The organism is Rathayibacter sp. VKM Ac-2803, from assembly GCF_009807175.1.
Lineage (GTDB): Bacteria > Actinomycetota > Actinomycetes > Actinomycetales > Microbacteriaceae > Rathayibacter.
Genome location: NZ_WUCD01000001.1, coordinates 1529068 through 1550773, shown reverse-complemented (window position 1 = coordinate 1550773; position 21706 = coordinate 1529068). Strand labels below are relative to the sequence as shown.

Here is a 21706-nt window from a genome sequence, read left to right as displayed (position 1 = left end):
GCGGGGCGCGACGAGTTCGGTTAGCCTACCCTTACTCGGGTCGCGGCGGGCGCTGGGGCGCGAGGCGACGAAGCATCCCGGAAACCCTGTGAGAAACCGAAGGACCCCGGCTCGACTCGCGAGACGGGGTCCTTCGTGAACGTAGCGGGAGCGGGACTTGAACCCGCGACACCACGATTATGAGCCGTGTGCTCTAACCACCTGAGCTACCCCGCCGCGCGTCTCCGGAGGCTCGACCTGCCGGGAACGGAGCCCCCTGTGGGAATCGGACCCACTACCTCTTCCTTACCAAGGAAGTGCTCTACCAATGAGCTAAGGGGGCGCACCTGCGGGTCTTCGTCGCCCCTCTCGGAGCGTGCCCGCGATTTGGCACCGTTAGACAATAGCACCCCCCGAGCGCGTCACCGACCGCGCTCGGGCGGGGTGCGGGACATCACCGCCCATGCTGGTCGGGTAGCTCCGCAGGGGCGTATCGAGACCCCTTTGCTCCAGCAGATCGGGCTTCTGGCCCCAACTTCTGATGGTGGTGGATCTCGATACGCCCGCTGCGCGGGCTACTCGATCAGCAAAGAGAGACGCAACGAGAGCCGGGCACGCTGCTGACGGCGTCCGCGACCCCGTCTCAAGCGACGCTACGAGCGGCTCGCCGTGTCGAGCGCTGCGAGCTCGTCCGCGCCGAGCTCGAGCGACGCCGAGGCGACGAGCGCGGGCAGCTGCTCGATCACGCGCGCGCTGGCGATCGGAGCCACGACGCCCGGCTGCGAGCGGAGCCAGGCGAGCGCTACGGTCGCGACCTCGACCCCGTGCGCCTCGGCCGCGGTGTCGAGCGCGGCGAGCACCCGGCGCCCGCGGGCGTCGAGGTACTGCGCGGCTCCGGAGGCGCGGGGACTGTCTGGAGTCGCTCCGTCGCGGTACTTGCCGGTCAGGAACCCCGACGCGAGCGCGTAGTACGGCACGACCGCGAGACCCGCCTCGCGGGCGAGCGGCAGGAGATCGGCCTCGATGCCGCGCTCGACCAGGTTGTAGTGCGGCTGGAGCGCGACGGGGGCGTGCAGCCCCTCCTCCTTCGCGATGCGCAGCCATCCGGCGATGCGCTCGGCGCTGAAGTTCGAGACTCCGATGGCCCGCACGAGGCCCTCGTCCACGAGGTCGGAGAAGACCCGCGCGATGTCCTCGAGAGCGACGGCGTCGTCGTCGAAGTGCGCGTAGTAGAGGTCGATGCGGTCGGTGCGCAGGCGCTCGAGCGAGGCCCGGGCCGCGGCGCGCACGGTGTCGGGGGCGAGGCCCGTGAACTGCGGGTGGCGGCTCACCTTGGTCGCGATGACGACGTCGTCGCGCGACGCGCCCCGGCGGCTCAGCCACTCGCCGATGATCGTCTCGGACTCGCCGCCCTTGTTGCCGGGCACCCACGCCGAGTAGGAGTCGGCGGTGTCGATGAAGTCGCCGCCGGCGGCGACGTAGCCGTCGAGAACGTCGAACGAGGTCTGCCGCCCCGACGTCCAGCCGAAGACGTTGCCGCCGAGCGAGAGCGGGAACACCTCGATCCCGGAGTCGCCGAGCGGTGCACGGGTGGAGGAGGCGTGGGCCGGGGCTGCGCTGTCGATCGTCATCCTCCGATTCAACCCCCGCCCGTCCGCAGGCGAGACCCCCCTGCCGCTCATGCGCGGCAAGCACTCAGGTGCACCTCCGCGACGAGATGCGACGAGCCGGAGGTCGTCGGAGGCGCGTCAGTCGGCCATCGGGTAGTCGGCGTACGCGAATCGTGCGGAGTCGGGCGCCCACCCCGCGACGTTGATCGTCCCCTGCCCGCCGAACAGGCGCTGCACCACTCGGCCGGGTGCGGTGCCGGAGGCGACCTCGCGCAGCCGCAGCTCCACCGGCAGGTTCTCGGGGTGCCCGGCAGTGCCGGCCGGGTACGCGAGATAGAGCAGCTGCGCGCCGTCCGGCGACACGTGCGGGAACCAGTCCACGGTGTCGGACTCGACGACGCGCTCGAGCCCGGAGCCGTCCACGGACATCCGGAAGATCTGCGCCCCGGAGCCGCCGCGCTCGGAGTTGAAGTACACGCTCCGCCCGTCGGGCGCGAAGTCGACCCCGTCGTCGGGGTGCTCGTCGTCGGTCAGGGCGGTGAGCGGTCCGCCGCCCGCCGGCATCGTGTAGACGTTGGTCCGCCACGCGCCGGAGGCGTCCTCGCCGCCGCCGATCAGCGCGAGCAGCGAGCCGTCGGGCGAGACGCCGTGCAGGTAGTGCTTGAAGCGCGCGCCCTCCGGCGTCGCGGTGAGGCGGCGGGCCGGCGCCGACCCGTCGAGTGCGACCGCGTACAGGTGCCCGTCGCGGGCGGAGACGTAGGCGATGCCTCCCTCGGGCGCGAGGACGTGGTCGTTGTTGAGCTCGTCGGGGACGCCGTCGAGTGGGATCGACTCGAGTCCTCCTCCGTCGAGCGGCAGCCGGAAGAGTCCGCCGTCGCCGTTCACCACGAGGAAGGAGCCGTCGGGCGACCAGTTCGGCGCCTCCACGAGCACGGAGTCCGACTCGAACACGGTCGTGGCGACTCCGGTTTCGACGTCGTGCACTCGGATGCGGCAGAGCTGACGGGGCAGGAGCGATCGGGCCATGCACCCAAAGTACGGGGAAGGGTCAAGCCTTCCGGCACTCAGCTTCGCCCCGCGGCCCCTCCAGTACTCTGGATGCACGACTGTGCTGAGTGCGACTCGAGAGGACCATGTGATGCTCCTCATCCTCTCGATCACGTTCGCCCTCGCCGTCGTCACCCCCTGGATCGTCGATCGCGTCGGCCCCCGGGCGTTCTACGGCCTCGCCCTCGTGCCGGCCGGCACCTTCGTCGCGACCCTCGCGTCGCTCCCGACGATCCTCGCGGGCGGCGAGATCCGCGAGAGGATCGAGTGGATCCCCTCGCTCGACATCGCGCTGTCGTTCCGCCTCGACGCTCTCTCGATGGTGCTCGCTCTCGTGGTGAGCGGAGTCGGCGCCCTCGTCCTCGCCTACTGCGCGAGCTACTTCAGCCGCGACGAGCCCTCGCTCGGGCGCTTCGCCGCGCTGCTCTTCGCCTTCGCGGGAGTGATGTACGGACTCGTCACCGCCGACGACGTCATCATCCTCTTCGTCTTCTGGGAGGCGACGAGCGTCCTCTCCTACCTCCTGATCGGGCACTACAGCGGCCGCAAGGAGAGCCGCGGAGCCGGCCTGCAGGCGCTGCTCGTCACCACCCTCGGCGGTCTCGCGATGCTCGTCGGCGTCGTGATCCTGATCGTGCAGGCGGGCACGACCAGCATCGAGGGGATCGTCGCCGCCGCGCCCTCCGGCCCGATCGTCTCGGTCGCCCTGGTGCTGGTGCTGCTCGGCGCGTTCTCGAAGTCGGCCCTCGTGCCGTTCCACTTCTGGCTCCCCGCCGCGATGGCCGCGCCGACGCCGGTCAGCGCCTACCTGCACGCCGCCGCGATGGTGAAGGCCGGCATCTACCTCGTCGCCCGCCTCGCGCCCGGCTTCGCCGACGACTCCGTCTGGCTGCCCGTGATCGTCTGCGTCGGGGTGTGGACGATGCTCGTCGGCGGCTGGCGCTCGCTCCGGCAGTACGACCTCAAGCTCGTCCTGGCGTACGGAACCGTCAGCCAGCTCGGCTTCCTCACCGTCGCCGTGGGCTTCGGCTCGCGCGACGCCGCCCTGGCCGGCCTGACCCTCCTCCTCGGTCACGCGCTGTTCAAGGCGCTGCTCTTCCTCGTGGTCGGCATCGTCGACCACCGCGCGGGCACGCGCGATCTGCGCAAGCTGAGCGGGATCGGCCGTCAGGCGCCCGTGCTCGCGGCCGCCGCGCTGATCGGCGTGCTCTCGATGGCGGGGATCCCGCCGCTGCTCGGCTTCGTCGCGAAGGAGGCCGTCTTCACCAGCCTCCTCGAGGCCGGCGAGCAGGGCTCCGTCTGGGCCTGGGTCGCCCTGGTCGGCCTGGTGCTCGGCTCGATCCTCACCGTCGCCTACTCGGCGCGGTTCTTCTGGGGCGCCTTCGCCCGCAAGAAGGGCCTCGAGGACACGCACCTGCACGCCGAGCCGTGGACCTTCACCGCCGCTCCCGTCGTGCTCGCCGCGGCCACGGTCGTCGGAGGAGTCGCCGCCTCGGTCCTCGATCCGCTCGTCGCCGTCTATGCGGACACCCTGCCGCTCGCGGCCGCCGACGCCGACGCCGCCCTCGCGGCCGAGGCCCTCGCCGAGCACGGCACCTACCACCTGGCCCTCTGGCACGGCTTCGAGCCGGCGCTCGGGCTGAGCGCCGTGGTCATCGCGATCGGCCTCCTCCTCTTCGCCAAGCGCGTGACGGTCGCCCGGGTGCAGTCGCTGCTGCCGAACCGCATCGACTCCGCCGAGGGCTACTGGGCGACGGTGCGCTGGCTCGACCGCGTGGCGAGCACCGTCACCGAGTTCGTGCAGCGCGGCTCCCTCCCCCGCTACCTGACGGTGATCTTCGCGGTCTTCGTCGTCGGAGCGGGCGGTGCCGCGGTCTTCAACCGCACCTGGCCCGACACCCTCGTGTTCTGGGACAGCCCCGGGCAGCTGGCCGTCGCCGCCGTGATGATCGTCGCCGCGATCCTCTGCGCGATCGCCCGCAACCGCGTCGCCGCGGTCCTGCTCGCCGGCGCGACGGGCTACGGGATGGTCGCCCTCTTCTCCCTGCAGGGCGCGCCCGACCTCGCCCTCACCCAGGCGCTCATCGAGACGGTGACCCTGGTCGTCTTCGTGCTCGTCCTGCGCCGCCTCCCGACCCGGATCGCGCAGAAGCACCAGCCGATGCGCAAGCGCCTGCGCGCGATCATCGGCATCGCGGTCGGCGCAGTGATGGCCGTCGTCGCGACGATCGCCCTCGGCGCCCGCACCGCCCTGCCGATCTCGGTCGACCTGCCCCGCCTCGCCTACGAGGAGGGCAAGGGCCGCAACATCGTCAACGTCCTGCTCGTGGACATCCGCGCCTGGGACACGATGGGCGAGATCTCGGTCCTCGTCGTCGTCGCCACGGGTGTCGCGAGCCTGATCTTCCTCTCGAGCAGGGCCGGAGGAGCGCCCCGCCTCGAGTCGCAGAGCGCGGCCGACCGCGCCGAGCGCGCCCTCGACCTCACCGCTCCCTCGAAGGACGCCGAGAAGAACGGCGACCGCGGCTCGTGGCTCGTCGCCGGGCGGACACTGCGACCCGAGAACCGCTCGATCGTGCTCGAGGTGCTGGTGCGCCTCCTTTTCCACCCCGCGATGATCGTCTCGGTCTACCTGCTCTTCACCGGTCACAACACCCCGGGCGGAGGCTTCGCGGGCGGCCTGCTCGCCGGCCTCGCCCTGGTCGCGCGCTACCTCGCCGGAGGCCGCTTCGAGCTCGGCGAGGCCGCCCCGATCGATGCAGGCAAGGTGCTCGGCCTGGGGCTCCTCTTCGCCGTCGGCACCGCGGTGTCCTCGCTGGTCTTCGGACTGCAGGTGCTCGAGTCGAGCTGGCTCGACCTCGAGGTGCCGATCCTCGGCGAGCTGCACCTGGGCACCTCCACCCTCTTCGACATCGGGGTCTACCTCATCGTGATCGGCCTTGCCCTCGACATCCTCCGCAGCCTCGGCGGCGAGGTCGACCGCCACGGCGAGGAGGCCGAGCGCGGCGACTCCTCGGGCGACGGCGTCACGCACACGACCGACGGCGACACCCCGGGCCCCGGCGCCGGAACCGTCGATGGACTCGAGACGAAGCTGCCCACCGGCGCCACGGTCGTCGGCGGCCCCGGGCGGGGGGACGCATGAGCATCACCCTCGTCCTCGTCGTCGTGATGGCGGTGCTGTACGCGGCGGGCGTCTACCAGATGCTCGAGCGCAGCCTCACCCGGATCCTGATCGGGTTCCTCCTGATCGGCAACGCGACCAACATCCTGATCCTGCTCATGGCGGGGCGGTCCGGAGTCGCGCCGTTCGTGACCGACGACGGCCGCTCGTACGAGCAGATCGCCGACGAGATGGCCGACCCGCTCCCCCAGGCCCTGATCCTGACGGCGATCGTGATCACCTTCGGAGTCTCGTCGTTCCTCCTCGCGATGATCTACCGGCGCTGGCGCCTCGCCAACGCCGACCAGGTCGAGGACGACGAGACCGACACCTCGGTCCGCGCCGACGCGGCGGGCATCTCGGCGCAGACCACCGCCGACGACAAGGCCCTCGACGATCTGCTCGAGGCGAGTGACGAGGGCACCGCGGCCCGCCACGGCGAGAGCGCCATGACCGACGACAGGAAGGAGGACCGATGACCGCCCTGATCCCCCTAGTCGTCACCCTCCCCCTCCTGGGAGCCGCGCTCGCGCTGATCCTCGGCCGCCACCGTCGCGCGCAGATCCTGGTCAACATCGTCACGCTGTCGGCCGTCCTGGTGATCTCGTGCGTGATGCTCGTGATCGTGCTCTCGGGCGACGGGGGCGGCGACGCGGTCTACGTGGGCGGCTGGGAGCCGCCGTGGGGCATCGTGCTCGTCGTCGATCCGCTGGCCGCGCTGATGCTCGTGATCACCTCGATCACCCTGCTCGGCGTCCTGCTCTTCTCGGTCGGCCAGGGCCTCGTCGACGGCAACCGCGAGACGCCGGTCACGATCTTCCACCCGACCTACCTGATCCTCTCGGCGGGCATCCTCAACGCCTTCGTCGCGGGCGACCTCTTCAACCTCTACGTCGGCTTCGAGATCCTCCTCGCAGCGAGCTACGTGCTGATCACGCTCGGCGGCACCGCGCCGCGCATCCGGGCGGGCACGACCTACGTGGTCGTCAGCCTCGTCTCGAGCGTCTTCTTCCTCTCGGCGATCGGCCTGCTCTACGGCGCGACCGGCACGGTCAACATGGCGCAGCTCTCGATCCGCATCGCCGAGCTGCCCGCCGACGTGCAGCTGGTGCTGCACGTGGTGCTGCTGCTGGGCTTCGGGATCAAGGCGGCCGTGTTCCCGCTGTCGTTCTGGCTGCCGGACTCGTACCCGACGGCGCCGGCCCCCGTCACCGCGGTGTTCGCGGGCCTGCTGACCAAGGTCGGCGTCTACGCGCTGATCCGCACCGAGACGCTGCTGTTCCCCGGAGGTGCGCTCACCGAGGTGCTGCTGGTGGTCGCCCTGCTCACGCTGATCGTCGGCATCCTCGGCGCCGTCGCCCAGGCCGACATCAAGCGGATGCTCTCGTTCACGCTGGTCTCGCACATCGGATACATGGTCTTCGGCATCGCGATCGGCACCCAGGCGGGCTACGCGGCGACGATCTTCTACGTGATCCACCACATCACCGTGCAGACCACGCTGTTCCTCGCGACGGGGCTCATCGAGCGCGTCGGCGGGACGACCTCGATCCTCCGGCTCGGCGGGCTGCTCAAGGCCTCGCCGCTGCTCGCGCTGCTCTACTTCATCCCCGCGATGAACCTCGGCGGCATCCCTCCGTTCACCGGGTTCCTCGGCAAGGTCGGCCTGTTCGTCGCGGGCACCGAGTCGGCGGTCGAGCAGCCGGACTGGCTGATCTGGGCCGTGATCGGCGCCGGAGCGGTCACCTCGCTGCTCACCCTCTACGCCGTCGCACGCGTCTGGAACATGGCGTTCTGGCGCCGCCAGGAGGAGGTGCCCGGCTACGAGTCGCCCCTGATCGACCAGCTCCAGGAGGATCCGCACGACACGGGCACGGTGCGCACGCGCCACTCGCCACCCATGATGGTGCTCGCGACCGCCGGGATGGTGCTCGTCAGCGTGGTCCTGACCGTCGGCGCCGGACCGCTCTACGACGCGAGCGAGCACGCCGCCGAGGCGATCGCCGACCCGACGACCTACATCGCCACCGTGTACCGCGACTCGTCCTTCGGTGAGGAGGGTCCGCGATGAGCCCCCGCCGCCGCGTCGACTTCTGGAACCGCTTCGCGATGTTCGTCACCCTGGTGGGCATCTGGGTGCTGCTCTGGGACGACGTCTCGGTGCTCTCCATCGTCTCGGGCTTCCTCGTCGCCCTCCTGATCACGCGGGTGTTCTACCTGCCCCCGGTCGAGTTCTCGAACCGCGTGAACCCCTGGTGCCTGCTCGTGTTCCTCCTGCGCCTCGCCGCCGACATCGCGATCGCCTCGGTGCGCGTGTCGTGGCAGATCCTGACGCTGCCCGTGCCGGTGCACAACGCGATCGTCGCGGTGCACCTGCGCAGCCGCTCCGAGGGGATGCTGGTCTGGACCACCGAGGCCGTCTCGCTCGTCCCCGGCTCCCTCGTGATCGACGTCGACCCGCTGCAGAACGTGCTCTACCTGCACGTGCTCGGCGTCACCCACGACGAGGCCCGACGGATCGAGGAGGTGCGCCGCACGGTGCTGGAGACGGAGGCGCGCATCGTCCGTGCGATCGGCTCCCGCGAGGACGTGCAGCGCGTCAACCGGCCTCTCGGCGAGGGAGCGGGGGCCGTCCGATGATCGACTGGCTCGCCTGGATCCTCGTGCCCGTGTTCGGCGCGGCGACCCTGCTCTCCCTCGTCCGCATCCTCCGCGGACCCTCGATCCTCGACCGCGTGGTGGCCGCCGACGTGCTCGTCGCGACCATCATCTGCGGGCTCGGCGCCGAGATGGCGGTCAACCAGCACGCGACGACGCTGCCGGTCGCGCTCGGCCTTGCCCTGTTCGCCGTCTTCGGATCGATCAGCGTCGCGAAGTTCATGGCCAATCGCGAGGAGGACTGACATGGACCTCTTCTGGGACATCGTGACCGCGATCCTCGTCACTTCGGGCGCCCTCCTGTCGCTCGTCGCGGCGATCGGGCTGCTGCGTTTCGACGACCTGCTCTCGCGGATGCACGCGGGCACCAAGCCGCAGGTGCTCGGCCTGATCTGCGTGATGCTGGCGGTCGCCATCCGCAACCCGGGCTTCGCCGCCGCGGGCACCGTCGTGCTGGTCATCGGCTTCCAGCTGCTGACCGTCCCCGTCTCGGCGCACATGGTCGGCCGCGCCGCCTACCGCGCCGAGGCCGTCTCGATGGGGCACCTCGTCGCCGACGAGCTCGCCGACGCGGTCACCAGGGCCGACGAGGAGGCGCGCACGGGGCCGGAGTCGGGGCACTCCTCCGAGGAGGCCGCGGAGCGATCGACGTCGCCGCAGCCCGAGGACGAGGACGGGCCGGCCGCGAAGGCCTAGAGCGTCAGGAGCCGGCTGAGCGGCTGCGCTCCGGTCATCGTCTGCGCGGCGAACCCGCCGACCGCGAGGGTCACGGCGACCATCCCGCCGATCAGCAGGACGAGCAGCGGCACGACCCAGAGCAGGGCCCTCCGGCGTCGGGCGCGGGCCTGGTCGGGGGTCTCATCGCTCACCCGACGACCCTAGGGCAGCCGGAGGACCGAGGTCGAGACGCTCCCTCGGCCCGCAGACGGGCTCGGGGGCGCTCTCCCCCTCGGCTCCGCAGGGCTCAGCGGCGGGACGGCTCCCGATACCCTTGAGCCCATGACCCTGGACTCCGCTCTCTCCGGCGCGCCCGAGAACTCCCCCTCGACCACCGGCTCGGAGTGGTGGCGCACGGCGGTCATCTACCAGATCTACCCGCGCTCCTTCGCCGACGCGAACGGCGACGGCATCGGCGATCTGCCGGGCATCACCTCCCGCCTCGAGAGCCTGGCCGAGCTGGGAGTCGACGCGATCTGGCTCTCGCCCTTCATGACCTCGCCGCAGAAGGACGCCGGCTACGACGTCGCCGACTACTGCGACGTCGATCCGCTCTTCGGCACCCTCGCCGACTTCGACGCCATGCTCGCTCGGGCGCACGCTCTCGGCATCCGCATCATCGTCGACCTCGTCCCGAACCACTCCTCGAGCGCGCACCGGTGGTTCCAGGAGGCGCTGGCGGCGCCGGCGGGCAGCGCCGAGCGGGCGCGCTACCTGTTCCGCGACGGACGCGGCGCGACAGGAGAGCTGCCGCCGAACAACTGGGAGTCGGTCTTCGGCGGCCCGGCCTGGACTCGCGTGACCGAGGCCGACGGCACCGCCGGGCAGTGGTACCTGCACCTCTTCGACACGTCGCAGCCCGACTTCGACTGGACGAACGAGTGGGTGCGCGAGCGCTTCCGCGAGGTCCTGCGCTTCTGGCTCGACCGCGGTGTCGACGGCTTCCGCGTCGACGTCGCGCACGGCATGATCAAGGCCGCCGGACTGCCCGACTACACCCCGCCCGCCGACAGCGGCTCGATGGGCGGCGTCGCACCAGCCGACGGCGAGGATCCGGTGACCGCGCCCTACTGGGCCCAGGACGGCGTGCACGAGATCTACCGCGACTGGCACGCGCTGCTCACCGAGTACCCCGACGACCGGGTGCTCTGCGCCGAGGCGTGGGTGCAGCCGCTGTCGAAGCTCGCCCGCTGGGTGCGCCCCGACGAGATGCACCAGGCGTTCAACTTCGCCTACCTCGAGACGCCCTGGAGCGGACCGTCGCTGCGCGACATCATCGACTCGTCCCTCACCGCCTTCGCGCGCGTCGGCGCCCCTTCGACCTGGGTGCTCTCGAACCACGACGTCGTCCGCCACGCGAGCAGGCTCGCCCTGACCTCCGACAACCCGCAGGGCTACGGCATCGGCCCGCGCACCCCCGGGCTGCCCGATCCCGTGCTGGGACTGCGCCGCGCCCGTGCCGCGACAGCGCTGATGCTGGCGCTGCCCGGATCGGCCTACGTCTACCAGGGCGAGGAGCTCGGCCTGCCCGAGGCCATCGACCTGCCCGACGCCGCGCGCCAGGACCCGACGTGGTTCCGCACCCACGGTGAGCGCTACGGGCGCGACGGCTGCCGGGTGCCCCTGCCCTGGGAGGCGACGGAGCCCGCCTACGGCTTCAACGACTCCGGAGCCTCGTGGCTGCCGCAGCCGGCCGACTGGGCGCCCTTCGCCCGCGACGCACAGCGCGGAGTCGCGGGCTCGACCCTCGAGCTCTACCGCTCGCTGCTCGCGACGCGGGCGGACGAGCGCCTGGGCGAGGGCGCGATCGAGTGGCTCGACGGCTATCCGGAGGAGGTCGTCGCTTTCCGCAACGGAGGCGTCACCGTGATCGCGAACACCGGGTCGGCGCCGGTCGAGCTGCCGTCGGCGGGCACGATCCTGCTGGCCTCCGAGGAGCTGCACGAGCCGGCGCTCCCGGGCGACACGACGGTCTGGCTGCGCGCGAGCTGAGGCGGGCGCGCGCGGCGCGCGATTCGGAGGCGCCGGTGCGATCTGCAGGAGGACGCGCCCTCTGCACGAGCAGGTGCGATTCGCAGGAGGTCAGCCCCTCGCCCGCACCCTCGACGCGGCCGGAAGCACTCTCCGCGCGGGATCACCTTCGGATCGCACGAGCTCCTGCGGACGGCACCGATTCCTGCAGATCGTACGAGCGCCTGCGACGGCACCCCGCGGTCAGCGGTTCGCGTTGGCCTTCAGCCAGAGGTACGAGTCGACCTTGGTCGTCCCGTCGAGGCGGATCTCGAAGTGCAGGTGCGGTCCGGTGGACATGCCGGTCGTCCCGACGAGGCCGAGGAGCTGCCCGACCTTCACCGGGTCGCCCTCGCTGACGGCCGCCGAGCCGTGCTGCATGTGCGCGTAGACGCTCGAGACGAGCTCCCCGTCGATCTCGTGGTCGACGATGACGTGCACGCCGAGCGACCCCTCGCCGTCGATGACCGTCCTGACGACTCCGTCGGCGATCGACTGGATCGGCGAGCCGTCGCCCGGGTTGAAGTCGGTGCCGCCGTGGTTCACGGAGCAGCCGGCGCAGTTGCGGTAGCCGAAGCGGTCGCCCACCGGCACTCCGACCGCGAACGGCCACTGCACCGAGGCGTTCGGGTCGTTCGTGAAGCCCGCGTCGGAGGTGCGGCCGATCGCTGTGATGTCGGTCTGGGTCTTCTTCTCCTGCACGCCGAATCCGTCGCGCGCCACCGTCTCGGCGCTGACCTCGCCGGTCACGAACGACTGCGAGCCGCGCTCCTGGGCGGAGGCGACCGAGGCCAGACCCTGGGCCTGGACGTCCTCGGCCGTCAGCAGCGAGGTCGCCGGCACCGAGGTCGCGGCGATGATGGCCGCGGCGAACGACACGGCGACGAGGCCGCCGAGGCGCCTGCCTCCGCGCACGGGGCGGAGCGTCGCGACCCGGGGCGCGGCGACCGGGGCGGGCGGAGTGGTGCGCGACGCGGCGATGCGGCGCTCGGCCTCGCGGAGCTCCCCGGCGGTCGCGGTGACTCCCTCGGCGGCGACCTCGGCAGCGAGCGCGGCGGCGCGCTCGCGCTCGCGGGTCTCGCGACGGGAGAGCGGTGGGGCCGATTCGCCGGGGGTCGATGCGGACGCAGCGGGGGAGGGCGAATCAGGGCTCACGAAATCGGGATCTTCCGTCGGGGTCGGGGAGGGAGAGTGCTCGGTTCGGGGTCGAAGCGCTTCTCGGGCATCGCGATCGCATCCTGTGCGAATGTCACGAATTCATAAAGGATACCCACAGGGGCTTGAATCGGCCACTGTCGATCTCCGAGGCGGCGCGAACCGCACCCGCTCCCGCTCGATTCGCCCCGATCAGCGCCCGTCCCGGCGATCGCGGCAGCACCCCTCCGACCGCGTCACACCTCGTCGGCGCGCAGGCGGCGCAGGACCGCCTCGAGCTCGCCGAACAGCGGGTCGGGAGCCGCGATCAGCAGCTCCGAGCTCGCCGCGCGCCCGGCGAAGCCCTCGACGCGCACGCCCGCCTCCTGCGCGATCAGAGCGCCCGCCGCGAGATCCCAGGGGTTGAGTCCGCGCTCGTAGTAGCCGTTGAGCTGTCCCGTCGCCACCGCGCAGAGATCGAGCGCCGCCGAGCCGATCCGCCGGATGTCGCGCACCTCGCCCAGCAGCTGCTGCACCACGGCTCCCTGCCGCATCCGGCGACCGGCGTCGTAGCCGAAGCCCGTCCCGACGAGGGCCAGCGAGAGGGAGGCGGGGGCCACCGCCCGCAGGGCGACTCCGTCCCGCTCGGCGCCCTCTCCCCCGGCCGCCGTCCAGACCTCGCCGGTGGCGCCGTTGACGACCGCTCCGGCGAGCGCCGTCCACGTCGCAGGGTCGGGCTCCCCCTCGACCACCGCGATGCTCACCGCGTAGGAGGGGATGCCGTAGAGGTAGTTCACGGTCCCGTCGATCGGATCGACCACCCAGGTGAGCCCGCTCGTCCCACCGCCGCCGCCCGACTCCTCCCCGAGGAAAGCGTCGTCGGGCCGGGCCTCCGCGAGCCGGCGCCGGATCAGCTGCTCGACCTCGCGATCGGCCGCCGTGACGACGTCCTCGGGCGACGACTTCGATGCGGCGATCTCGACCCCGTCCTGCCGGCGCTGCCGCGCGTGATGCGCGGCCTCCACGGCGATCGAGCGGGCGATGGCGAGGAGGGAGGCGTTGGCGCTCATGCATCCAGCCTAGGGACCGATGCGCGGAGCATCATGGTGGCTATGAGCACTCAGCACCCGATCGCCGTCACCGGAGTGACGGGAGCCGTGGGCGGGCACGTCGCCCGCCTCCTCGCCGAGGAGGGACTCCCCCTCCGTCTGCTCGCCCGCGACCCGTCGCGAGCGCCGGCGCTCCCCGGCGCCGAGACCGTGCGCGCCTCCTTCACCGAGGTCGGCGACGCCCTCGACGGCGTGCGCCTGCTGCTGATGGTCTCGGCCGCGGAGCAGGAGGACCGCCTCTCGGAGCACCTCGCGCTGGTCGCGGCCGCCGCGGCCGCGGGCGTCGAGCACGTCGTCTACACCTCGTTCGTCGGCGCCTCGCCGACGGCGACCTTCACCCTCGCCCGCGATCACGCGGCGACCGAGGAGGCGATCCGCGCGTCGGGGATGGGCTGGACCTTCGTCCGCGACAACCTCTACCTCGACTTCATGTCGGAGATGCTCGGCGAGGACGGCGCGATCCGCGGTCCGGCCGGCGCCGGTCGCGCGGCGATCGTCGCGCGCGCCGACGTCGCGCGGACCGCCGCGTCGATCCTCCGCGACCCCTCCCCGCATCGGGGATCCACCTACGAGCTCACCGGACCCGAGGCGCTGACCTTCACCGAGATCGCGGCGACGCTGACCGCGGCCGGCCGCCCGGCCGTCTTCGTCGACGAGACCCTCGACGAGGCCTACGCGTCCCGCGCCCGCTGGAACGCGCCGCCCTGGCAACTCGACGCCTGGGTCAGCACCTACACCTCCGTCGCCACCGGCGCCCTCGAGCGCGTCACCGACGACGTCGAGCGCCTGACGGGCCGCGCCCCCCAGTCCCTCGCCCGCTTCCTCGCCGAGACCCACCCCTCATCCGACTGACCGGCCTCGTTGTCGCGCAGATTCCCCGCACAACCAAGGCTGAATCACCCGATACCTCGAAAACACGCAGATCCGCGCCATCCAGCCTTAGTTGTGAGGCGCAATCGGCTCTGACACCGCACTCCCGGGCCGCCGACGACACGAAGAAGCCCCGCCGACCTCTCCGAGAAGACGATCGGGGCTCCAGCAATCCGTGAGCGAGTCGCTACTCCCTCTCAACGAGACGGAGTCGGAGCAACGGTGGCTCCCCAGAATTGCTCGACTTTAATAAGCACAGTGGCGAGTGAGGGATTCGAACCCCCGAAGGCTACGCCGTCTGATTTACAGTCAGATCCCTTTGGCCGCTAGGGTAACTCGCCGTGGCGCACCCGGCCGCGAGGCAGGCTCTGACCGGAGGCACTGGACAAGGATACCCACGGGGACCGTGGATCGGAAATCGGGCGCGCCCGGTCACTCCGCGGCGGCCGCGTAGCGCGAGGCGGCCTCGGCGACCTTGCCGGCGTAGCTGCCCGCGGGGTTGTAGGCGGCGATCGCCGCGCGCCAGCCCGACTCGGTCGACAGGTCGCCGCCCGCCTCGCAGAGGTAGCGGGCCGCAGTGACAGCCTGCTGGTCGACGTTCTGCGGGTCCCAGCCCGAGGACGCCCACGCCATCCAGGTCGCCGGGATGATCTGCAGCGGCCCCATGGCGCGGTCGACCTCGGGGTCGCCGTCGAGCGCGCCGCCGTCGTTGTCCTCGACGAGGTCGAACTGCGTGCCGTCGAGGCGGGGGCCGTAGATCGGCTCGGAGGGCCGCCCGTCCTCGCCGAGCACGCCGCCGAAGATCGTGCCGTGCCGGCTCTCGACGTAGCCGATGCCCGCGAGAGTGGCCCAGTCGAGTCGGCAGCCGGGGTCGACGGAGGAGGTGAGGAGGGCCGCGCCCGCGTAGGCGGTGAGCGCGCGCTCGGGAATGCCGCTCCCCTCCGCCGCGCTCGAGAGCCAGTCGCCGCTGGTGAGCAGGCGCACCGGAGTCGCGGCCGTCTCCTCCGCGTCCTCGAGGAGCGCCGGATCGGCGGCCGCGGGCGCGCTCACCGTCGGAGGCACCGTGCCGACGCCGTCCCGGTAGTCGACGGCGGCGGGCGAGCAGCCGGCGAGCAGTGCGCCGACGAGCGGCACGACGAGGAAGAGTAGGAGGCGGCGCACCCTCCAGTGGTAGCAGGGGTGCCTGCGCACCGGCCGCGCAGTGCCCGAAAGCTAAGCTCGGAGGCATGGCAGATTCAACGTTCGACGTCGTCAGCAAGGTCGACAAGATGGAGGCGGACAACGCCCTGAACCAGGCCCACAAGGAGGTCGAGCAGCGCTACGACTTCAAGAATGTCGGCGCCTCGATCGCCTGGAGCGGCGAGAAGATCCTGATCAAGGCCAACACCGAGGAGCGCGCGAACGCCATCCTCGACGTGTTCCAGACGAAGCTCATCAAGCGCGGCATCAGCCTCAAGAGCCTCGACTCGGGCGAGCCCTTCCCCTCGGGCAAGGAGTACCGCATCGAGTCGACCCTCAAGGACGGCATCGACCAGGAGCACGCGAAGAAGATCAACAAGCTGATCCGCGACGAGGCGCCCAAGTCGGTCAAGTCGCAGATCCAGGGCGACGAGCTCCGCGTCTCGTCCAAGAGCCGCGACGACCTCCAGGCGACGATGGCGCTGCTGCGCGGGGCCGATCTCGACCTCGACCTCCAGTTCGTCAACTTCCGCTGAGGGATGTCGCACACAGGAGAGCTCATGACCGCCGGCATCGACGTGCCCGACCGCCGCGGACGCACCGGTCTCGATCGGGAGGGCTACGACCTCACCGGCAACCCGGACGTGGTCGTGAAGCAGGTGACCCTGCTCTCGAGCCACTGGTACGTCCTCCGCACCACCGAGTTCGAGTACCGGCACCGCGACGGGAGCTGGACCACCGAGCACCGCGAGACGTACGACCGCGGCAACGGCGCGGCCGTGCTGCTCTACGACCTCGACGCGCGCACCGTGGTCCTGGTGCGCCAGTTCCGCTACCCGACCTACGTCAACGGCAACCTCGACGGCATGCTCCTCGAGGTGCCCGCCGGCCTCCTCGACGAGGACGGTCCGGAGGAGGGCGCCCGCCGCGAGGCCCAGGAGGAGACGGGTCTCGAGATCGGTCGCCTCGAGCACGTCTTCGACTCGTACATGAGCCCGGGCTCGATCACCGAGAAGCTGCATTTCTTCGCCGGCCGCTACCGCGCCGGTTCGCGCGCAGGTGCCTATGCGGGCCTCGCCGACGAGGGCGAGGACACCGAGCTGGTCGAGCTCTCGTTCGACGAGGCCCTCGCGCAGATCGGCGTGCAGATCGTCGACGCCAAGACGATCATGCTGCTGCAGTGGGCGGCTCTGCGCGGTCCGTTCGCCCGCTGACACCGGTCCGAGGGAACCCCGATCCGTCGAGGGGTCCCGGAGCAGCGGGCGGTGTCGACGGTCCGGGGTTCCCTCGGGCTCAGCCGACGTACGCGCGCAGGGCCCGCGCGGTGAGGGTGTCGGCGTCCGCGACGAGTGAGGCGGGCGTCCCCTCGAAGACGATCGCGCCGCCCTCGTGGCCGGCGCCCGGGCCCACGTCGATGATCCAGTCGGCGTGGGCCATCAGCGCCTGGTGGTGCTCGATCACGATCACCGAGTTGCCGGAGTCGACCAGCCGGTCGAGCAGACCGAGCAGGTTGTCGACGTCGGCCAGGTGCAGCCCCGTCGTCGGCTCGTCGAGGATGTAGACCGAGCCCTTCGACGCCATGTTGATGGCGAGCTTGAGGCGCTGCCGCTCGCCGCCCGAGAGCGTGTTCAGCGGCTGCCCGAGCGTCAGGTAGCCGAGCCCGACGTCGACGAGCCGGGCGAGGATCGTGTGCGCCGGCCCGGAGCCGAAGAAGTCGGCCGCCTCGACGATCGGCATCGACAGCACCTCGTGGATGTTCTTCCCGTCGAGCCGGTACTCGAGCACCTCGGCCGTGAACCGCTTGCCCTCGCACTCCTCGCAGACCGACGAGACCGTCGCCGCGGGCCCGAGCTCGGTGAAGATCAGCCCGGCGCCCTTGCAGACCGGGCAGGCGCCGGCCGAATTGGCGCTGAAGAGGGCGGGCTTGACCTTGTTCGCCTTCGCGAAGGCCGAGCGGATGGCGTCGAGCACGCCCGTGTAGGTGGCGGGGTTGCTCCGCCGAGACCCGCGGATGGGCGACTGGTCGGCGACGATCACGCCCTCGCGCTTCGCCAGCGAGCCGTGGATGAGCGACGACTTGCCCGACCCCGCGACCCCCGTCACCACGGCCAGGACGCCGAGCGGCACATCGACGTCGACCCCGCGGAGGTTGTGGGTCGCGGCGCCGCGGATCTCGGCGACCCCGCGTGCCGTGCGCACCGCCTGCTTGAGCGGCACCCGGTGCTCGAGGTGCCGCCCGGTCAGCGTGTCCGACCCGCGGAGCTCCTCGACCGACCCCTCGAAGCGGATCTCGCCTCCGTGCGCCCCGGCCCGGGGGCCGAGGTCGACGACGTGATCGGCCATCCGGATGATCTCGGGCTTGTGCTCGACGACGAGCACCGTGTTGCCCTTGTCGCGCAGGCGCCGCAGCAGCTCGACGACGCGCGACACGTCGTGCGGGTGCAGCCCCGCCGTCGGCTCGTCGAAGACGTAGGTGATGTCGGTGAGGCTCGAGCCGAGGTGCCGCACCATCTTGACGCGCTGGGCCTCCCCTCCCGAGAGCGTGCCCGACTCGCGGTCGAGCGAGAGGTAGCCGAGCCCGACCTGCACGAGGGAGTCGAGGGTGCCGAGCAGCGTGTCGACGATCGGCGCGACCGACGGATCGTCGACCCCGCGGAGCCACTCGGCGAGGTCGGTCGCCTGCATCGACGAGCACTCCGCGATGTTCCGCCCGGCGATCAGGGAGGAGAGCGCCGCCCGCGTCAGCCGTGCTCCCCCGCACTCGGGGCAGTCGGCGAAGGTGGCCACCCGCTCGGCGAAGGCGCGGATGTGCGCCTGTGCCGCCTCCTTCGCCAGATAGAGCCGCGTCACCTTCACCACCAGCCCCTCGTAGGTGAGGTTCATGCCCGCGATCGCCATCTTGGTGGGCGGGTGGTGGAGGAAGTCCTCGAGCTGCTGCGGGGTGAAGTCGGCGATCGGCACGTCGGCGGGGTACAGGCCCGACTCGGCGAGGCTCTTCCAGTACCAGCCGCCGACGACGAAGTTGGGGATCGCGTCGAGCGCCCCGCCCTCGAGCGACTTCGTGCGGTCGAACAGCGCGTCGAGGTCGATGTCCGAGACGCGCCCCGTGCCCTCGCAGCGCGGGCACATCCCCTCGGGCAGGTTGAACGAGAAGGCGCCGCTGGTGCCGACGTGCGGGTCGCCGATCCGGCTGAAGAGGATGCGGAGCATCGTGTACGCGTCGGTCGCGGTGCCGACCGTCGATCGACCGTTGGCGCCCATCCGCTCCTGATCGACGACGATCGTCGCCGAGAGCCCGTCGAGCGACTCGACGTCGGGGCGCGCGGGCGACCCCATGAACTGCTGGAGGAACGCGGAGTACGTCTCGTTGATCAGCCGCTGCGACTCGGCCGCGATCGTGCCGAACACCAGCGACGACTTGCCGGAGCCGGAGACCCCCGTGAAGACGGTGATGCGCCGCTTGGGGATGTCGACGTCGACCCCGCGCAGATTGTTCTGCCGGGCGCCGCGCACCCGGATGACGTCGTGCGGGCCTGCGGTAGTGATCATGGCGTCCCCGTCCTCGTGGTTGCCCGAACGGTACAGGAGGCCGCCGACATCCGCGCGACGACGACGAAGGGCCCCCCGTATCACTCCGGAGGGCCCTCGATCGAGTGGCGTCAGCTCGCGACGACCTCGGATCGCGAGATCGCGATCATGTCCTCGCGCGGCACGACCTTGACGCGCACCCGGCCCTCGGGCGCACCGAGCGCCATCTCGTGCTCGTCGAGGCGGTGCCAGCCGTCGAGATCGGTGTACGGGACCTCGCGCTCCTCGAGGAGGGCGACGACCGCCGACTCCTCGGGATGCGCCGGCGTCCACCACGAGGCCTGGTCGTTGAGCACGTGCCCGACGGTCTCCATCGCGTCGGACTTCGTGTGGCCGATGAGGCCGACCGGTCCGCGCTTGATCCAGCCGGTCGCGTAGACACCGTGGACCGGCTGGTCCTCGTCGTCCAGGACCATTCCCTCGCGGTTCGGGATCACTCCGCGGCGCTCGTCGAACGGCAGGCCGTCCAGCGGCGAGCCGAAGTAGCCGACGGCGCGATAGACCGCCTGCACCGGCACCTCGCGGATCTCGCCGGTGCCGCGGACGCCGCCCTCGCCGTCGGGCTCGGTGCGCTCGTAGCGGATCGCCGCGACGCGCCCCTCGCCGTCGTCGACGAACTCGAGCGGCTTGGCCCAGAAGTGCAGGTGCAGTCGGCGCGACGCGGTGCCGACCTCACGGGTGCGCCACTGGTTCAGCACCCGGTTGATCACCATTACTTGCTTGTTGGTCTCGATGGCCGCCTGCGAGGCGGGGTCCATCACGAAGTCCTCGTCGGCGACGATCATGTCGACGTCGCGCAGCTCGCCGAGCTCACGCAGCTCGAGCGGCGTGAACTTCACCTGGGCCGGCCCCCGGCGCCCGAACACGTGGACGTCGGTGACGGGCGAGGCCTTGAGACCCTCGTAGACGTTCGGCGGCACCTCGGTCGGGAGGAGGTCGTCGGCGTGCTTCGCGAGCATCCGCGACACGTCGAGCGCGACGTTGCCGTTGCCGATCACGGCGACGGAGGAGGCCTCGAGCGGCCAGGTGCGCGGGACGTCGGGGTGGCCGTCGAACCAGCTGACGAAGTCGGCGGCGCCGTACGAGCCCTCGAGCTCGACGCCGGGGATCTCGAGAGGCGCGTCGCGGATCGCTCCCGTCGAGAAGATCACCGCGTGGTAGTGCCGCTTGAGGTCCTCGAGCGTGATGTCGGTGCCGAAGTGCACGTTGCCGAAGATCCGGATGTCGCCGCGGTCGAGGACCTCGCGGAGCGCCGTGATGATGCCCTTGATGCGCGGGTGATCGGGAGCGACTCCGTAGCGCACGAGCCCGTAGGGCGCCGGGAGCTGCTCGAACAGATCGATCGAGACGTCGAACTTCTTCTCGGCCTTGATCATGAGGTCGGCGGCGTAGATGCCCGCGGGACCCGCGCCGACGATGGCCAGCCTGAGCTTGGTCATTGCGTTCCTCCTGCCGGGGCGCAGTGCTGCGCCTCCGGTCTCATAACTGCGGCGCATGGTGCGTCGCGACGGTAAGGGTCAGCCGTTGCGGTCGACGACCGTGTCGGCGAAGCGCGTGAGCGCCTTGCGGACCGAGCCGTCGGGCAGCGGAGCGAGTGCGGCGACGGCATCGTCGGCCCAGCGGTGGGCCTCGGCGAGCGTCTGGGCGGTGACGTCGTGGTCGCGCAGCTCGGCGATGGCGTCGGTGATGTCGGCGCTCTGCTCGTCGGTGTGCGCGATCTCGTCGTGCGAGCGGCTCACGTAGCTCTCGATCCGAGCGAGCAGCGCGGCGGCCGATCGGTCGGAGGAGGCGCGTTCGCGCAAGCGCAGGATCGGCAGGGTCGACACTCCGGCGCGGATGTCGGTGCCGGGGTTCTTGCCCGTCTCCTCCGGCTGGGGCGAGAGGTCGATGACGTCGTCGACGATCTGGAACGCGACGCCGATCTTCTCGCCGAAGACGCGCACTGCCTCCTCGAACGGCGCGGGCGCCTCCGAGAACACGACGCCGGTGCGGGCAGCGGCGGCGATGAGCGAGCCGGTCTTGTCGGCGAGGACGCCGAGGTAGTGCTCGACCGGGTCCTCGCCCGCGCTCGGGCCGACCGTCTCGTGCAGCTGGCCGAGGACCAGGCGCTCGAAGGTGTCGGTCTGGAGCCGGATGGCCCGCTCGCCCAGCTCGGTCATCAGCTGGTTCGCCCGGGCGAACAGCAGGTCACCGGTGAGGATCGCGACGTTGTTGCCCCAGACGGTCTGCGCCGACGGCACTCCGCGCCGCTTCTCGGCCTCGTCCATCACGTCGTCGTGGTAGAGGGAGCCGAGGTGGGTGATCTCGATCGCCTGCGCGGCGCTGAGCACCTCGGGGGTGTTGCCGCGGCCGAGCTGCGCGGTGAGCAGGGTCAGCATCGGGCGCACCCGCTTGCCGCCGGCCTCGAGGAGGTAGCGCGTCGAGACGTCGGCGACGGCGTCGGCGAACGAGAGCTGGTGGAGCATCCCGGCCTCGACCCGCTCGAGCCCGTCGTCGATCGTGCGGGCGAGCGCGCGATCGGAGGCGGAGGAGAAGATGCGCTCGGAGAGCCCGAGCTGCGCCGTCAGGGACGGGCTGCGGCGGGCGACGGGCGCACTGGCGTTCACAGGGAAACCCTAACGTCTCGCCCCGACGGGGCTCCG

The 21706-nt window shown here is 71.3% G+C and carries 19 protein-coding genes and 3 tRNA genes; 10 read left to right on the top strand and 12 right to left on the bottom strand.

The genetic code is table 11. The annotated features are described in order from the left end of the window. Window positions 1-142: 142 nt before the first annotated feature. From GRS96_RS07225 to GRS96_RS07210, 4 genes are all read right to left on the bottom strand, one after another. Window positions 143-216: transfer RNA gene (locus tag GRS96_RS07225), tRNA-Met, on the bottom strand. 34 nt (window positions 217-250) lie between these two features. Then, window positions 251-322, bottom strand: a tRNA-Thr gene (locus GRS96_RS07220). A gap of 310 nt (window positions 323-632) precedes the next feature. Further along, on the bottom strand, window positions 633-1610 hold the full coding sequence (locus GRS96_RS07215) for an aldo/keto reductase (protein ID WP_159988137.1): 978 nt from the start codon (window positions 1608-1610) through the stop codon (window positions 633-635). Between the two features lie 117 nt (window positions 1611-1727). Continuing rightward, entirely contained in the window at window positions 1728-2615 is an 888-nt protein-coding gene (locus tag GRS96_RS07210) for a TolB family protein (protein ID WP_159988135.1), read from the bottom strand. 112 nt (window positions 2616-2727) lie between these two features. On the opposite strand from GRS96_RS07210, the gene GRS96_RS07205 reads away from it, so the two are divergent. From GRS96_RS07205 to mnhG, 6 genes are read left to right on the top strand one after another with little or no spacing between them, the layout of a single operon-like run. Then, window positions 2728-5781: a Na+/H+ antiporter subunit A gene (locus GRS96_RS07205; RefSeq protein WP_159988134.1), complete on the top strand. Its 3054-nt coding sequence runs from the start codon at window positions 2728-2730 to the stop codon at window positions 5779-5781. Then, entirely contained in the window at window positions 5778-6278 is a 501-nt protein-coding gene (locus GRS96_RS07200; protein ID WP_159854384.1) for a Na(+)/H(+) antiporter subunit C, read from the top strand. The genes GRS96_RS07205 and GRS96_RS07200 overlap by 4 nt, the downstream gene beginning before the upstream one ends. Continuing rightward, on the top strand, window positions 6275-7870 hold the full coding sequence (locus tag GRS96_RS07195; protein WP_159988132.1) for a Na+/H+ antiporter subunit D: 1596 nt from the start codon (window positions 6275-6277) through the stop codon (window positions 7868-7870). Before GRS96_RS07200 ends, GRS96_RS07195 begins: the two co-directional genes overlap by 4 nt. Next, the gene (locus GRS96_RS07190) at window positions 7867-8439 is read left to right on the top strand and encodes a Na+/H+ antiporter subunit E (RefSeq protein ID WP_159854388.1); all 573 of its coding nucleotides are present in this window, start codon (window positions 7867-7869) and stop codon (window positions 8437-8439) included. Before GRS96_RS07195 ends, GRS96_RS07190 begins: the two co-directional genes overlap by 4 nt. Next, a complete protein-coding gene (locus GRS96_RS07185) occupies window positions 8436-8702 on the top strand; it encodes a monovalent cation/H+ antiporter complex subunit F (RefSeq protein ID WP_159988131.1) in 267 nt (88 codons plus the stop codon). Before GRS96_RS07190 ends, GRS96_RS07185 begins: the two co-directional genes overlap by 4 nt. A 1-nt stretch (window position 8703) precedes the next feature. Continuing rightward, complete coding sequence (mnhG, locus tag GRS96_RS07180; protein WP_159854392.1) at window positions 8704-9153, top strand: monovalent cation/H(+) antiporter subunit G; 450 nt, start codon at window positions 8704-8706, stop codon at window positions 9151-9153. On the opposite strand, the gene GRS96_RS07175 is transcribed toward mnhG, so the two are convergent. Beyond that, window positions 9150-9326: a hypothetical protein gene (locus GRS96_RS07175; RefSeq protein ID WP_159854394.1), complete on the bottom strand. Its 177-nt coding sequence runs from the start codon at window positions 9324-9326 to the stop codon at window positions 9150-9152. The genes mnhG and GRS96_RS07175 overlap by 4 nt on opposite strands. A gap of 130 nt (window positions 9327-9456) precedes the next feature. On the opposite strand from GRS96_RS07175, the gene GRS96_RS07170 reads away from it, so the two are divergent. Continuing rightward, window positions 9457-11166, top strand: a complete 1710-nt coding sequence (locus GRS96_RS07170; protein ID WP_159988129.1) for a glycoside hydrolase family 13 protein — start codon at window positions 9457-9459, stop codon at window positions 11164-11166. A gap of 222 nt (window positions 11167-11388) precedes the next feature. Here the strand turns inward: GRS96_RS07170 and GRS96_RS20830 are convergent, their stop codons facing one another. Beyond that, window positions 11389-12339, bottom strand: a complete 951-nt coding sequence (locus tag GRS96_RS20830; RefSeq protein WP_159988128.1) for a peptidoglycan DD-metalloendopeptidase family protein — start codon at window positions 12337-12339, stop codon at window positions 11389-11391. Between the two features lie 236 nt (window positions 12340-12575). Further along, complete coding sequence (locus tag GRS96_RS07160; protein ID WP_159988127.1) at window positions 12576-13388, bottom strand: inositol monophosphatase family protein; 813 nt, start codon at window positions 13386-13388, stop codon at window positions 12576-12578. A gap of 42 nt (window positions 13389-13430) precedes the next feature. Here GRS96_RS07160 and GRS96_RS07155 point away from each other — a divergent pair, with 42 nt between their 5' ends. Beyond that, window positions 13431-14279: an NAD(P)H-binding protein gene (locus GRS96_RS07155; RefSeq protein ID WP_159988126.1), complete on the top strand. Its 849-nt coding sequence runs from the start codon at window positions 13431-13433 to the stop codon at window positions 14277-14279. Between the two features lie 277 nt (window positions 14280-14556). Here the strand turns inward: GRS96_RS07155 and GRS96_RS07150 are convergent. Beyond that, window positions 14557-14638: transfer RNA gene (locus GRS96_RS07150), tRNA-Tyr, on the bottom strand. A 91-nt stretch (window positions 14639-14729) separates the two neighbouring features. Further along, complete coding sequence (locus GRS96_RS07145) at window positions 14730-15458, bottom strand: hypothetical protein (protein ID WP_236553580.1); 729 nt, start codon at window positions 15456-15458, stop codon at window positions 14730-14732. Between the two features lie 65 nt (window positions 15459-15523). On the opposite strand from GRS96_RS07145, the gene GRS96_RS07140 reads away from it, so the two are divergent. Then, on the top strand, window positions 15524-16012 hold the full coding sequence (locus GRS96_RS07140) for a YajQ family cyclic di-GMP-binding protein (protein WP_159854406.1): 489 nt from the start codon (window positions 15524-15526) through the stop codon (window positions 16010-16012). A gap of 24 nt (window positions 16013-16036) precedes the next feature. Beyond that, window positions 16037-16690 carry an NUDIX domain-containing protein gene (locus GRS96_RS07135; protein ID WP_159854408.1) on the top strand — a complete coding sequence of 218 codons (654 nt, stop codon included), beginning with the start codon at window positions 16037-16039 and terminating at the stop codon, window positions 16688-16690. 79 nt (window positions 16691-16769) lie between these two features. Here the strand turns inward: GRS96_RS07135 and GRS96_RS07130 are convergent, their stop codons facing one another. The 3 genes from GRS96_RS07130 to GRS96_RS07120 all read right to left on the bottom strand — a co-directional run bounded on the left by GRS96_RS07130 (window position 16770) and on the right by GRS96_RS07120 (window position 21670). Continuing rightward, window positions 16770-19025, bottom strand: a complete 2256-nt coding sequence (locus GRS96_RS07130; protein ID WP_159854410.1) for an ATP-binding cassette domain-containing protein — start codon at window positions 19023-19025, stop codon at window positions 16770-16772. A 110-nt stretch (window positions 19026-19135) separates the two neighbouring features. Continuing rightward, the gene (locus tag GRS96_RS07125) at window positions 19136-20503 is read right to left on the bottom strand and encodes an FAD-dependent oxidoreductase (protein WP_159854412.1); all 1368 of its coding nucleotides are present in this window, start codon (window positions 20501-20503) and stop codon (window positions 19136-19138) included. A gap of 78 nt (window positions 20504-20581) precedes the next feature. Beyond that, on the bottom strand, window positions 20582-21670 hold the full coding sequence (locus GRS96_RS07120) for a polyprenyl synthetase family protein (RefSeq protein WP_159854414.1): 1089 nt from the start codon (window positions 21668-21670) through the stop codon (window positions 20582-20584). Between the last annotated feature and the right edge of the window lie 36 nt (window positions 21671-21706).